This is a genomic window from Amycolatopsis tolypomycina (assembly GCF_900105945.1).
GTDB lineage: Bacteria > Actinomycetota > Actinomycetes > Mycobacteriales > Pseudonocardiaceae > Amycolatopsis > Amycolatopsis tolypomycina.
Map to the genome: position 1 here is coordinate 1,577,497 of NZ_FNSO01000004.1, position 12,622 is coordinate 1,590,118.

At 73.2% G+C, this 12,622-nt stretch carries 11 protein-coding genes; 6 read left to right on the forward strand and 5 right to left on the reverse strand.

Annotation, left to right across the window (positions count from 1 at the left end; genetic code table 11):
- Positions 1-56: 56 nt before the first annotated feature.
- Positions 57-536, forward strand: a complete 480-nt coding sequence (locus BLW76_RS18015) for a hypothetical protein (RefSeq protein ID WP_091308721.1) — start codon at positions 57-59, stop codon at positions 534-536.
- Positions 537-609: 73 nt separating this feature from the next.
- Here BLW76_RS18015 and BLW76_RS18020 read toward each other — a convergent pair whose 3' ends face one another.
- Entirely contained in the window at positions 610-1,569 is a 960-nt protein-coding gene (locus tag BLW76_RS18020; RefSeq protein ID WP_208613324.1) for a chitinase, read from the reverse strand.
- Between the two features lie 208 nt (positions 1,570-1,777).
- Between BLW76_RS18020 and BLW76_RS18025 the strand changes: the two genes are divergently transcribed.
- The gene (locus tag BLW76_RS18025) at positions 1,778-3,076 is read left to right on the forward strand and encodes a GGDEF domain-containing protein (protein WP_091308725.1); all 1,299 of its coding nucleotides are present in this window, start codon (positions 1,778-1,780) and stop codon (positions 3,074-3,076) included.
- On the opposite strand, the gene BLW76_RS18030 is transcribed toward BLW76_RS18025, so the two are convergent.
- Together BLW76_RS18030 and BLW76_RS18035 are read right to left on the reverse strand one after the other, a co-directional pair.
- Positions 3,063-4,025: an isopenicillin N synthase family dioxygenase gene (locus BLW76_RS18030; RefSeq protein WP_091308726.1), complete on the reverse strand. Its 963-nt coding sequence runs from the start codon at positions 4,023-4,025 to the stop codon at positions 3,063-3,065. The two genes, BLW76_RS18025 and BLW76_RS18030, sit on opposite strands and share 14 nt — an antisense overlap.
- A gap of 26 nt (positions 4,026-4,051) precedes the next feature.
- Positions 4,052-4,522 (reverse strand): nucleoside deaminase, encoded by a 471-nt coding sequence (locus BLW76_RS18035; protein ID WP_091308729.1) that lies wholly within the window; start codon positions 4,520-4,522, stop codon positions 4,052-4,054.
- 111 nt (positions 4,523-4,633) lie between these two features.
- Between BLW76_RS18035 and BLW76_RS18045 the strand changes: the two genes are divergently transcribed.
- A complete protein-coding gene (locus BLW76_RS18045) occupies positions 4,634-5,602 on the forward strand; it encodes a helix-turn-helix transcriptional regulator (RefSeq protein ID WP_167384642.1) in 969 nt (322 codons plus the stop codon).
- 101 nt (positions 5,603-5,703) lie between these two features.
- On the opposite strand, the gene BLW76_RS18050 is transcribed toward BLW76_RS18045, so the two are convergent.
- Positions 5,704-6,795: a winged helix DNA-binding domain-containing protein gene (locus tag BLW76_RS18050; protein ID WP_091308734.1), complete on the reverse strand. Its 1,092-nt coding sequence runs from the start codon at positions 6,793-6,795 to the stop codon at positions 5,704-5,706.
- Between the two features lie 25 nt (positions 6,796-6,820).
- Complete coding sequence (locus BLW76_RS18055) at positions 6,821-7,438, reverse strand: TetR/AcrR family transcriptional regulator (protein WP_091308736.1); 618 nt, start codon at positions 7,436-7,438, stop codon at positions 6,821-6,823.
- Between the two features lie 135 nt (positions 7,439-7,573).
- On the opposite strand from BLW76_RS18055, the gene BLW76_RS18060 reads away from it, so the two are divergent.
- Genes BLW76_RS18060 through BLW76_RS18070 form a run of 3 tightly spaced genes read left to right on the forward strand, consistent with a single transcriptional unit; the run spans position 7,574 to position 12,584 of the window.
- Positions 7,574-8,191: an RNA polymerase sigma factor gene (locus BLW76_RS18060; RefSeq protein ID WP_091308739.1), complete on the forward strand. Its 618-nt coding sequence runs from the start codon at positions 7,574-7,576 to the stop codon at positions 8,189-8,191.
- Positions 8,188-9,306 carry a CU044_5270 family protein gene (locus tag BLW76_RS48535; RefSeq protein ID WP_091308742.1) on the forward strand — a complete coding sequence of 373 codons (1,119 nt, stop codon included), beginning with the start codon at positions 8,188-8,190 and terminating at the stop codon, positions 9,304-9,306. The genes BLW76_RS18060 and BLW76_RS48535 overlap by 4 nt, the downstream gene beginning before the upstream one ends.
- Entirely contained in the window at positions 9,303-12,584 is a 3,282-nt protein-coding gene (locus BLW76_RS18070; RefSeq protein ID WP_091308744.1) for a S8 family serine peptidase, read from the forward strand. The genes BLW76_RS48535 and BLW76_RS18070 overlap by 4 nt, the downstream gene beginning before the upstream one ends.
- Positions 12,585-12,622: the final 38 nt, after the last annotated feature.

Genomic DNA, 12,622 nt, shown 5'->3' on the forward strand with positions numbered 1-12,622 from the left:
GGGATCATGCGGCCGCGGGCGAGCGCGGTGGCGGGGGTATCAGGTGGAGGTCGTGCATGACGCGCAGTGCGCGCAGGCGACGGGACCGGGTCACGGTCGACGAACTGCTCAGACAGACCGGCGCGCGGCCGCGCAAGCCCGGGTCGCGCGCCGCCGAACTGGCCGCGCGTCGCGACGTCGAGCCGGCAGCCGGGCCGAGCGGGGCGGCGCGGATGGCGCTCGCCTCCGCGGTGATCGTCGTGCTGGGCGGGCTCGTGCTCGTGCTGGCGACGCGGCCGGATCCCGTGCCCGGTTCCACGCAGTTCCCGCAGCTGCAGCCGGCGACCGCCGTGCCGTCGTCGACCGTGGTGGCCGCGCCGACGCAGACCAGCACGCCGTCGCCGGTGGTGATGCACGCCCGCAAGACGCCGACACCCACCCCGACGGTGACGATCGAACTGCCGCCGCCGCCCCCGCCGCCGTCGACCACGAAGCCGTCCTACGACTGGAACCCGTACCAGTGCAACCCCTACTACTGCGGTGGCTGGCGGCGCTGACCCGCGAAGGCCCCCTCACCGACCCCGATGCCGGTGAGAGGGCCCCCGACAGCTCCACTACGGGTTCGTGGCGTCAGCCGGTGTAACCGGCGACGATCTTGGTGAACGCGTACTTGTCCTGGGTGATGCCGCTGCACTCACCGCCACCGCTGCAGTCGCGGTTGGTGGCCCAGAACGTCAAGCGGGCCAGGTGGTGGCTCGCCGCGTAGCTGCGGATGGAGTTGAAGTTCGCCACCGTGACGGTCTCGCCCGCGTTGTCGGTCTTGCCGTTCATCGAGGAGAGGCCGCTGTGCCGGTAGGCGGTGTCGTCGTTCCAGCCGAACGTGGTCTTGAGCTGGTTCTTCAGGCCGTCGACCGCCGACTTCGTCATGGCGGCCATGTCACCGCCGTTCGAGAAGTCGAACGGCATGACCGACCAGACGTCGACGCCCGCGCCGATCGCCTTGGCCTGGTTGATCAGGCGCTTGCCCCACGTGTCCGGGCCGGTCGTGGTGGTGCCGATCGTGATCACCACGCGCAGGTTCGGGTTCTTCTGCTTGGTCAGCTTGACCGCGTTGAGGATGCGGTCCTGGACCGTGGCGTTCTGGAACTCGTCGGTGTTCTCGATGTCGAGGTCGATCGCCTTGAGCGCGTAGGCGTCGATCACCTTCTGGTACGCGCCCGCCAGCGCCGAGGCCGACGTGCACTTCGAGCCCAGCTTCGTGCCGGACCAGCCGCCGAAGGACGGGATCACGTCCCCGCCGGCGTTGCGGATGTTCTGGATCATCGTCTTGTCGGAGCCGGTCAGCGACCGGCTGCCGTCCCACTTGGGGTTGCAGGTCCCGTCGGACAGGACGAAGGCCAGGGTAAACGCTTTCACGCCGGTGGCGGACATCGCCGCGGTCGGGCTGGTCTGCCCGCCCCACTGGTACAGGTAGGGCGAGGCGAGCACGGGGTCGACCGCGGCCATGGCCTGCGGGGCGAGGCCGACGGCGGTGGCCAGGGCGGCCGAAGCCGCGGCCGCGAGGGTGAGGAGACGGCGCACTGTTTGCATGGAAGTCCTCCGGAAACGCAGGGTGGAGCACCTCCGGTTTGAGGCGGCGGGATCAACCCGGGAGGAGCGCGGTGTGCCATCACACAGTGGACTGGACCAATGTTGTGTGTCAACCCTCCGGCGGTCGGAAAATGACCCACGGGCCGCCGATGTGAAATTCCCCTGAAGGCGGATCGACACGGGCCCGCATTCCGGCTACTTTGCCGAAATGGTGGGGGATTCCACGGTCGCCGCCGGCGGGGGACGCCGCCCGGGCCGGTTCCTGTCCGCCCTCGTCCTGCAGCACCGGTCCCCGCGGCAGTGGGCGCTGTGGCGGCTGCCGCGCCGCGGCCAGGTCTGGTACTTCGTCGGGGTCGACGTCCTCGCCGTCACCGCCGTCGTGCTCGCCGCCGTCCGCTTCCCGCCGCTGGCCGCGATGCTGACCCCGTTCGCGCTGCTCGCGGCCGGGATGCTGGTGTCGGCGGAACTCGCGCGGCCGGTCGAACGCCACCGCGAGGACACCCTCCTCGGCCCCGGCGTCGACACGCCGTGGATCTTCGCCGGGGTGCTCGTGCTCCGGCCGGGGCTCGCCGTCGCGCTGGTCGTGCTCTCCGCACTGCACCAGTGGTTCCGGGTCCGCAGAAAACCCGTGCACCGGCAGGTGTTCGGCGCCGCGGCGACGGCGCTGGCCGGTCTCTCCGCCGGCGCGTTCCTCACCGCGACCGGTGTCCGCCCGCTCGGCGACGTCCTCGGCGCCCGGACCGTCCTCCTGCTCACCGCCGCCGGGCTGGTGTTCCTCGCGGTGAACGCCGCGCTCGTGACCGGCGCCGACGGGCCCCGCCGTCCGCGCGAAGCCGCGCCGGGGCACGCCTTCGACGCCGCGATGACGGCGTTCGGCCTCCCGCTGGCCTGGGCCGTCGTCGCCGCGCCGCTGCTGGTCCCGCTGCTGGCCGGGGCCACGGTCGTCTTGCACCGCGGCGGGCTGGGCGCCGGCCGCCGCGACCACGTCACCCTCGATCCCGGCACCGGCGTGCTGACGGCCGCGTCCTGGCGCGGCGCCGCCGAAGCCCGCCTGGACCGGCTCGGCGGCCACGGCCCCGGCCCGGCGGTGCTGCTGCTCGACCTCGACCACTTCCGCCTGCTCAACGACCGCTACGGCGGCCGCATCGGCGACGCCGTCCTGCGCGCGGTCGCCGGCACCCTGCGCGACGAGGTCCGCGCCGCCGACCTGGTGGGCCGTTCGGGCGGCGAGGAGTTCGCGGTGCTGCTGCCCGGCACGGGCCGGTTCGACGCGATGGCGATCGCCGAGCGCATCCGGCTCCGCATCGGCTCGACGCTGGTCGCGCTGAAGGCCTCGGGCGACGGCCCGCAGTTCGTCGGGGTGACGGTGTCGATCGGCGTGGCGGACTGCGCGGCCGACGGCGTGCTCGCGGACGCGCTGCTGGCCGCGGAACAGGCGTTGCTGCGGGCGAAGGCGGCGGGCCGGAACCGGACGGTCTGCGCCGAACCGGACGTCAGCTCATCGTGATCGCGTCGAGCTTTTCCTTGAGGTACTGCGAAGCGATCACCTCGGGGTAGGTCCGCGTCCCCAGCGGCGGCGCCAGTGACGTGATCCGCGCGTCGTGGTCGGTTTCGTAGAAGAAGATCAACGACACCAGGTCCTCGTCCGGGGCCGTCGCCGGCGGGGGCAGGACGCGGTGACGGGTGGACCGCCAGCGGTCGCCCGTCCAGCGGGCCATCAGGTCGCCGATGTTCACCGTGAACGCCTCCGGGTGGAACGGGGCGTCCTCCCACTCGCCGTCCGCCGTGCAGACCTGCAGGCCGCCGAGCCCGGCCTGGCGGTCGAGGACCGTCACCGTGCCGAAGTCGGTGTGCGGGCCGATCCGGTACTGGTCCGGCGCCGGCGGGCCGACGTGCGTCATCGGCGGGTACCAGTTGATGTTGAACGTGTACGTCGGGTGGCCGGTGTGCCGGGTGAAGTGGCTCTGGGCGAGGCCGAGCGCCGCGGCGAAGATCTCCAGCAGGTGGTCCGAGAGCGCCCGCATCCGGCGCATGTACTCCGTCGCCGTCTCGGCGAGGCCGGGCACCTCGTGCGGCCAGACGTTGGGCTGGAACCAGAACCCGTCGACCTCGGCGACGCCGGTCCGGGTGTCCGCGCCCGCCGAGTACGACTCCTTGAGGTCCGGTGGCGTCTCGGTGCCCTCGGCGTAGCCGTTGGCCTCGACGCCCGGCGGCAGCCAGCCGCGGCCGCCGACCGTGACGGCGTAGCGCTGCTTGACGTCCTCGGGCAGCGCGAAGAACTCCCGCGCCAGCTCGCGCGTCCGGTGGCGCAGGTCGTCCGGGACGCCGTGCCCGGTGACCAGCAGGAAGCCGGACTCCCGCAGCGCGCGGTCGATCCGGCCCGCCACTTCGGCCCGGCCCTCGGAAGTGCCCGCGAACCACGGCGAAAGGTCCACGAGCGGAACGGATGACGGCATACCGGCTCCTGAAGGCTGCTTTTCGGTCAAACACTGTCCTGTTCGGACTTCTCGACCCCGATGTCCTCGAACCACAGGTCCGGGCGCGCGGCGATGAACTCCGTCATCAGCGCGGTGCAGCCGGGATCGCCGAGCAGGGTGATCTCCACGCCGAGCCCGGCGAGCCAGTCGTGACCGCCGTGGAACGTCTCGGCCTCACCGATGACGACGCGCCCGATACCGAACTGACGGACGAGCCCGGAGCAGTACCAGCACGGCGAGAGCGTGGTGACCATGATGGTGTCGCGGTAGTGCGGGCGGCGGCCGGCGTTGCGGAACGCCGCGGTCTCGGCGTGCATCGACGGGTCGCCGTCCTGCACCCGCCGGTTGTGCCCGCGGCCCAGCAGCGTGCCCGCGGTGTCGAACAGCGCGGCGCCGATCGGCACGCCCCCTTCGGCCTTGCCCAGTTCGGCTTCTTCGCGGGCGACGGCGAGCAGCGCGTGCGGATCGATCGGCATGCGTCACTCTTTCCGCCCGGGGCGGTGCCTGGCAAGTGTTTGACCACCCGGCTGCCCGATCCGGCGGATCGCGGACTGTTTCTGTCCTCGATGTCTGGCACACTGCGTGCCATGTACGGCACCGCGGAACGCCTGCTCAGGCTGCTCTCGCTCCTGCAGGCACGCCGGGACTGGCCGGGCGCCGACCTCGCGACGCGGCTCGAGGTCGACGTCCGCACGATCCGCCGCGACGTCGAGCGGCTGCGGTCACTGGGCTACCCGGTGCACGCGACCCCGGGCGTGGCCGGCGGCTACCGGCTCGGCGCGGGGGCGGCGCTGCCCCCGCTGCTGCTGGACGACGACGAAGCCGTGGCCGTCGCGGTCGGCCTGCGCACGGCGGCGAGCGGCACGGTCGGCGGCATGGTCGGTGGTATCGAGGAGACGTCGGTGCGCGCGCTGGCGAAGCTGGAGCAGGTGCTGCCGGCCCGCCTGCGCTCCCGGGTCGGCGCCCTCCAGGCGGCGACGGTGGCCCTGCCCGGCGCCGGCCCGACGGTGGACGCCGAGGTGCTGACGGTGCTCGCCACGGCCTGCCGCGACCAGGAGCGGCTGCGGTTCGGCTACGCCGGCTCCTCCGGCGCGGCGACGGACCGGTCGGTCGAGCCGCTGCGGCTGGTGTGCACGGGACGCCGCTGGTACCTGGTCGCCTTCGACCTCGACCGCGCGGCCTGGCGCACGTTCCGGGCCGACCGGATCGACGGAGTGCCGGTGCCGGGCTTCCGGTTCACCCCGCGCGAACCACCGGCGGCGGACCTCGCGGAGTACGTCGCCCGCCAGATCTCGACCGAGGTGTACCCACACCGGCTGGTGCTGCGGGTGGCCGCCCCGGCCACCGCGCTGGCCCACCGCATCCCGCCGACGGCGGGGGTGGTGGAGGAGGTGGACGAGCACAGCTGCCTGCTGCGCACGGGTGCGAGCAACCTGGATGCGGTGCCGTATTACCTGGCCCAGCTGGGGTACGACTTCGTGGTCGAGGAGGCGCCGCCGGGTCTGGTCGAGCGGTTGCGGGAGGTGGCGGAGCGGTTCGCCCGCGCGGTCGGCTGACCTGGCTCAAGCGCCCCAATGTGGCGTTGGTTGCGTCAGACGCACCGAACGCCACATTGGGTGCGTTGGATGCACCGAACGCCACATTGGGGCGCTGGGAGCTAGCTCGATTTGAGCCGCACCCGGTCGCTCTCGCCGTCGCTCAGGAAGGCGGCCAGCGCACTTCCTTCGGTGGTCACCTCGCCGCGTTCGGCCTTCGTGAGGGGGCGCAGCGGCCGCACTGTCACGGCGTTCTCCTCGACCGTCCACGTCGCCGCCACCCGGCCGTCGAGCAGGAGCACGCGCTCGCCCGCCACGGACAGCCCGCGGTGGGCGTCGTCGATGATGCGGGACCGGTCGTCGTAGCCGAGGATCGCGTTGTCGAACGCGGGCAGGAACCGGGCCGGCGCCGGGGTGTCCGGGTCGGGGCGCGGCGCGTCGGGCAGGTCGAGCAGCTCGCGGCCGCGCTCGTCGCGGAAGACCACCAGCTCGTCGCGCACGGCCTTGACCGCGGCCGGCAGCCCGGTCAGGCCGGACCACGCGCGCAGGTCCGCCGTGGCCGCCGGGCCGAACGCCGCCAGGTAGCGGCGGACCAGCGTCCGGCCGACGCCGTCGTCCGGGTCGAGCGGGTCGGCGTCGCGGCCCAGCCACGCGGCCAGGGGTAGGTTCTTCACCCCCGCCTTGGTGCGCCACAGCCCGCGCGGCGGCAGCTGCACCGACGGGATCAGCGCCGCGACCAGCAGCTCGCCGAGCGGGCGCGGGCCCGCGTCGGGCCACCGGTCGGCGACCGCCCGCGCGAGCTCGCCCATCGAGCGGGGCTCGCCGTCGGCCAGCACCGCCCGGCCGGCCGCGGCGAGCTCGGCCGGGTCCACCGCTGCCAGCTCGCGCCGGTAGGTGGTGACCACCCGCTGCCGCAGCATCCCGTCGAACCGGCTCCGCCACGCCAGGACGTCGTCGGCGGCGAGCAGGTGGACGGTGCGGCGCATGAGGTGGGTCCGCACGACCCGCCGTCCGGTCAGCAGCGTGTCCAGCGCGGCCGGGTCGAACGCGCGCAGCCGCGACCACAGCCCGGTGAACGGCTCCTGCGGCTCTTGCGCCTGCAGGCCGCCGAGGTGGGTGACGGCGTCGAGCACGGGCAGCTCGGCGCGGTCGAGCAGCAGCTGCCGGGCGAGGGCGGCGCGGTTGAGGGCCCGCGAGTCCAGGACGGGGTGCACCAGGCCACCTTGCCGCAGATAGCGGTCAGGGTGTGTCCGCTACTCCGAGCATGCGCAGGACAAGGCCGCCGTACTCCTTGCCGAGGGCGGCCGGCGTCTGGCGGCTGCGCTCGCTGTACCACCGGGCGACGTCGACACCGAGCGAGAGCACCGCCCGCGCGGCGACGTGCGGATCGGACACGGTGAACACGCCGCCGTCGACGCCCTCGGCGATGACTTCCCGCACGATCCGCTCGATCCGGCGCCGCAGCGCGGCGACCACCTCGAACTCCTGCTCGGGCAGCGCCTGCAGCTCGTACTGGACAACCCGCGCCACGGTGTGGCGCCGCGCGTGCCAGGCCACGAAGTCCTCGACGATCAGCCGGATCCGCTCGACGGGGTCGGCTTCCTTGGCGACGACGTTCTCGACCAGCGCGAGGGTCTGCTCGTGGCCGTACCGGCTGATGGCGAACAGCAGCGCGGCCTTCGAGGGAAAGTGCACGTAGAGCGCGGCGGGCGACATCCCCGCGGCGCCGGCGATGTCCCGCGTGGTGGTGGCGTGGTAGCCGCGCTGGGCAAAGGCTTCGACACCGGCCAGCATGAGCCGTCGCGCGGTCTCCGGCTGCACGTCCGGCCAGAGTTCGGCCGACAGCGACATCGACATCCGGTGGTCCCTCCCAGCTCCGCCGCCCGGCCGGCAGGCACGGACTGGTCCATTGTAAGCGGCCGCTTTGTCCGGCCGGCTCCGTCTCCCGCGGGGTCGGGGAACTCGCGAGGGGGATAGTGGCAAAGAGGGGGCATGACTTCGTTGCGTTCTGTGGGAGACAGCGATCCGCCGGTGGTGGGGTTGCCGGAGTCGGATGCGGAGCTCGTGGCCGGGGACGCCGAGCAGTTCGGGGTGTTGTTCGACCGGTATGCGGGCGTGTTGCACCGGTACTGCGCCGGCCGGGTCGGGGCCGGGGTGGCGGAGGACGTGGTCGCCGATGTGTTCTGCCTGGCCTTCAAGCAGCGGGATCGGTACGACGCCGGCCGGGTGAACGCCCTGCCGTGGTTGTACGGGATCGCCACCAACCTGCTGCGGCGGCGCTGGCGGCAGGAGGTTGCGCGGTATCGCGCCATGGCGAAGGTGGTGCCGCCTCTTGCCACGAGTGATGAGCCTGCGCAGCGGGCTGTCGAGCGCACCGACGCCACCGAGTACGTGCGGTTGATCAGTTCGGCTCTCGAACAGATGCCGCGCCGGCAGCGGGACGTGCTCCTGCTCTTCGCGTTGGCGGACCTGGACTACGCCGAGATCGCCACCGCGCTCGGGATCCCGGTCGGGACCGTGCGTTCCGCGCTGCACCGGGCCAGGAAACGGCTGCGTGACGTCCTGCCCGCCCATGCCAACGTATCCGCCTCCCCGGAGATGACCCCATGAACACCCGGCAAGCACCGGACGAGCAGCACGAGATCACCCTGCTCCGGTCCGTCCTCCACACCCCCGCCCCGGACCACGGCAGCCTCGCCAGGATGCGCGCCAAGGCCCTCCGGTCGATGCAGGCTCCGCCGGCACCCCGCCACCGGGGGCGCGTGGTGCTCGTCGCCGCGTCGGTCACGCTGGTCGCGGGCCTGGGCATCGCCATCGCGGTGCAGCCGGGCGACGGCGGCTCTCCCTCGGCCGCGCTTCCGACCAGTGGCGGCCCGGCCCGGCCCGGCACCCCCACACCGCTCGTCGGCGCGGACACCCCGGCTCGCGAAGCGCTGATCACGCTCGCGGCTCACACCAGTGCCCTCCGGCCGCTGGCGGTCCGGCCCGGCCAGTTCGTGTACTCGCACATGCGCGGTCAGGGTGTGCACGGGATCCCGGTGGGCGCGGACGGCGAGGCCCAGGTGGTCTGGGGGGACGAGACCAAGGCGTGGTTCGCGGCGGACGGGCTGCGGACGGTGCGCATGGAGATGACGACCAACCTCAACGCACGCCCGTCGACGGACGCCGACGCGCGCAAGCTCGCCGACAACGGCAAGTCCCTGCCGAAGCCGCGCACCCAGGTGTACCCGAACCCGAACGGCAATCCGAAGGAACAACTGCCGGTCGCCGAGCCGAAGGAACCGGGCGTCAGCAACCCCACGTTGTCCTGGGTGGCGAGTCTGCCGACCGACCCGGAGCAGCTGCTGGCGGTGTTCCGGGAGGCCGCGGGCAAGAGCACCAAGCACGACGCCGACTACCTGACCTTCAAGACGGCCGCGAGCTTCGCCGCCCGCGCCGACGCGCTGCTCACGCCGGCGGTCCGCACGGCGTTGTACCAGGCCATCGCTCTGCTGCCGGGCATCGAGCGGGTGCCGGGCCAGGTCGACCTGAGCGGCCGCGCCGGCGTGGCCATCGGCCGGGACGGGGAAGGCTTCCGCAGCGAAATCATCCTCGACCCGGTGACCTCCCGGGTGCTCGGCACCAGGATGGTCGCGACGGCCGGGGCCGACGTGCCTGCCGGAACCGTGATCGCCTGGTCCAGCACCGACCAGGTGGTCGTCGACTCGGTGGGGGCGACCTCGTGACGCGCCTGACCGGACGACGCCTCGGCCACGCGGCGCTGGCCGTCGTCGCGCTCGCCGCCGTGCTCTCCCCACCGGCCGCGTCCGCGAACACCATCGCCGCCGCCGCACCGGCCCGGCCGGCCGGGAAGACCGTCACCCTCGTCACCGGCGACCGGGTGACGCTGACCGGCCGCGACGACGTCCGGGTGAGACCCGCGCCGGGCCGCGAGCACGTCGGTTTCGAGCAGCGGATCGACGAGAACGGGCACAGCGTCGTGGTCCCTCGCGACGTCGCGGCGCTCGTCGCGGGCGGACAGCTCGACCCGCGGCTGTTCGACATCTCGGCACTGGTCGAGGCCGGCTACCACGACGAAGCCCGGCGGGACCTGCCGCTGGTGGTGACCCACGCCGGCCGCGGCCTGCGCGCCGGGCTCGCGGCCGTCGCCGGCGGCCGCGAGCTGCCCAGCGTCGGAGCCACCGCCATCCGCCCGGCCAAGGACGCGATGTCCGCGGTGTGGACGGCGCTGGACGCCGGGGGCCAGACGACGCTGTCGCCCGGTGTCCAGCGGGTGGCGCTCGACGGTCCGGTGCACGTCGACCTGGACCACAGCGTGCCGCAGATCGGTGCGCCGCAGGCCTGGCAGGCCGGGTACACCGGCGGGGGCACGACCGTCGCCGTCCTCGACACCGGCATCGACACCACCCACCCGGACCTCGCCGATGCGGTGGCCGGGACCCGGGACTTCACCGGAAGTCCCAGCGGCACCGACGACCGGGTCGGCCACGGCACGCACGTCGCGTCGATCATCACCGGCAGCGGCGCGGCCTCGGCCGGCCGGTTCCGGGGCGTCGCTCCCGACACCCGGCTCCTGGTGGGGAAGGTGCTCGACGACAACGGCGACGGCACCGAGTCCTCGGTCGTCGCGGGCATGGAGTGGGCGGCCGCGCAGGGGGCCGACGTCATCGCGATGAGCCTGAGCGGGCCGGTGGGCGGTGGCAAGGACCCGAGCGTGGACGTCCTGTCGGAGGCGGTGAACCGGCTCACCGCGCAGTCGGGCGCGCTGTTCGTGGTCTCCGCCGGGAACAAGGGCCCGCGCGGCGGGTCGATCGGCAGCCCCGGCGTCGCGGACGCCGCGCTGACGGTCGGGGCGGTGGACGGCGACGACGCGCTGGCCGAGTTCTCCAGCCGTGGCCCGCGCGCCGGCGACGGCGCGATCAAGCCGGACCTCACCGCGCCGGGGGTGGGCATCGTCGCCGCCCGCGCGAAGAACGGGAGCATCGGGACGCCGGTCGACGACGCCTACACGGCCCTGTCCGGCACGTCGATGGCGGCACCGCACGTGGCCGGCGCGGCGGCGATCCTCGCCGGGATGCACCCGGACTGGGACCCGGCGCGGCTGAAGTCCGCGCTGATGGGCAGTGCCGCGCCCCGCGACGGGCTGTCGGTGTACGAACAGGGCGCTGGCCGGGTCGACGTCGCACGGGCGGTCAGCCAGCCCGTGTCGGCCACCCCGGCGAGCGTGTCCCTCGGACAGGCGCGGTGGCCGCACGGGGACGACCAGCCGATCCCGACGGTTCTCACCTACCGGAACACCGGCCCCACCCCGGTCACCCTGGACCTGGCCGTGGCCGTGCGTGACGAGGCGGGGAAACCGGCGCCCGCCGGGATGTTCACCGTGGCGCCGCGCACGCTCGAGGTGCCCGCGGGCGGGCAGGCCACTGCCACGCTGACCGCGGACACGTCGGTCGACGGTCCGGACGGCACCTACGGCGGCACGGTCGTCGCCACCGGTGGCGGGAACGTGGTCCGCACCCCGCTCGGCCTCCAGCGGGAGGCCGAGAACCACGACGTCAAGCTCGACTTCCGCGACTGGCAGGGAAAACCCGCACAGATCGCCGACTACCGCTTCGTCGGCCTCGACCGGCCCGCGGCGTACCTGGCCACCGTGCGGACCGGGTCGGCCGTCGTCCGGCTGCCACCCGGCCGGTACTTCTTCCACGCCACCGTCCTCGGCCGGAACGACGGCAACGAGCTGATCAGGGCGCTGTTCGCCGAGCCGGAGATCACCGTCACCGGGGACACCGGGATGGCCATCGACGCCCGGGACGCCAAACCCGTCGGCATGAAGGTGGACCGGCCGGACCCCGGCGACTCCGAGACGATCCAGTCGTTCCTGCGCACCACATCCTTCGGCGAGACGGGGTTCCGCGACTTCGGATCGTTCGACAAGGTGTGGGTGCGTCCCTCGGCCACGAGCGCGCCGGAGTTCACCTACACCGCGGAAGGGCTGCTCGCCCGGCGCGACGGGCAGGGCGGCTTCACCGGAAGTCCGTACCTGTACCACCTCCGGTGGGCGGAGCAGGGCCGCGTACCGGCCGAGCTCGTGCGGCACTTCGCCGATCGCGACCTCGCCACCGTCCGGTCCACGCACGCCGCGAGCGGCAGCGGGGAGATCGGCGAACGCGACTTCACGGTGCGGACGCCGCTTCCGTTCACGCTCCAGGAGTACTACACCCCCGACACGCCCTGGGACCGTTTCTTCGGCAAGCCCGCGGAAAAGCCGCTGTACTACTGGTCCACGCAGAGCGTGCCGAGGACGTTCCGGCGGGGCGAGTCCGTGGCCGAACACTGGAACACCGGGGTGTTCGGGCCGGCCTTCCCGCCGTATCCCGGGTCCCCGGCGGAGTGGGCGGGCCGGACCGGTGACACGGTGTACTTCGACCTGTGGCCGTTCGGCGACTCGTCGTCCGGCCACTATGGACAGTCGGTGACGGACTCCGCCGAAACCGTGCTGTACCGGGGAACCGAGCGGATCGGCAGCCAGCCGTGGGTGGGCTACCACGAGTTCGACGTGCCGCCGGGGGAGAGCCCGTACCGCTTGCACAGCGAGGCGGTGCGGAGCGGCTCGGCCGAGCTGTCGACGAAGGTCACCGCGGACTGGACGTTCCGGTCGGGCACCGTGCCGGGAGCCGAGGTGCGGCCCATCCCCCTGATGGCGGTGCGGTTCACGCCGTGGCTGGACGACCACAACCGTGCGCCGGGTGGTGTCCCGTTCGTCGTTCCGGTGCGGGTGGAGCACACCGACCAGCAAGCCCGAATCACTTCGTTGACGGTCCGGGTGTCCTACGACGACGGCGGCACCTGGCAGGCCGTGCCCGTGTGGCGCGGCGACGGACAGTGGCTCGCCGGCCTGCGGCACCCCGCCGGGGCCGCCTTCGTGTCGTTGCGGGCCACCGCGACCGACAGTGCGGGCAACACCGTCGACCAGACGATCATCCGGGGGTATCGGCTGAGGTAGCCGGGGAAGGCGGCCCTGAACTGCGAAGATCTACTATT

Bases quoted from the DNA above. Each gene is read 5' to 3' on its own strand.
- BLW76_RS18035 (WP_091308729.1), bottom strand. From the start codon at position 4,522: ATGCCGATCGATCCGCACGCGCTGCTCGCCGTCGCCCGCGAAGAAGCC.
- BLW76_RS18030 (WP_091308726.1), bottom strand. From the start codon at position 4,025: ATGCCGTCATCCGTTCCGCTCGTGGACCTTTCGCCGTGGTTCGCGGGC.
- BLW76_RS18055 (WP_091308736.1), bottom strand. From the start codon at position 7,438: ATGTCGATGTCGCTGTCGGCCGAACTCTGGCCGGACGTGCAGCCGGAG.
- BLW76_RS18060 (WP_091308739.1), top strand. From the start codon at position 7,574: ATGACTTCGTTGCGTTCTGTGGGAGACAGCGATCCGCCGGTGGTGGGG.
- BLW76_RS18025 (WP_091308725.1), top strand. From the start codon at position 1,778: ATGGTGGGGGATTCCACGGTCGCCGCCGGCGGGGGACGCCGCCCGGGC.
- BLW76_RS18020 (WP_208613324.1), bottom strand. From the start codon at position 1,569: ATGCAAACAGTGCGCCGTCTCCTCACCCTCGCGGCCGCGGCTTCGGCC.
- BLW76_RS18045 (WP_167384642.1), top strand. From the start codon at position 4,634: ATGTACGGCACCGCGGAACGCCTGCTCAGGCTGCTCTCGCTCCTGCAG.
- BLW76_RS48535 (WP_091308742.1), top strand. From the start codon at position 8,188: ATGAACACCCGGCAAGCACCGGACGAGCAGCACGAGATCACCCTGCTC.
- BLW76_RS18015 (WP_091308721.1), top strand. From the start codon at position 57: ATGACGCGCAGTGCGCGCAGGCGACGGGACCGGGTCACGGTCGACGAA.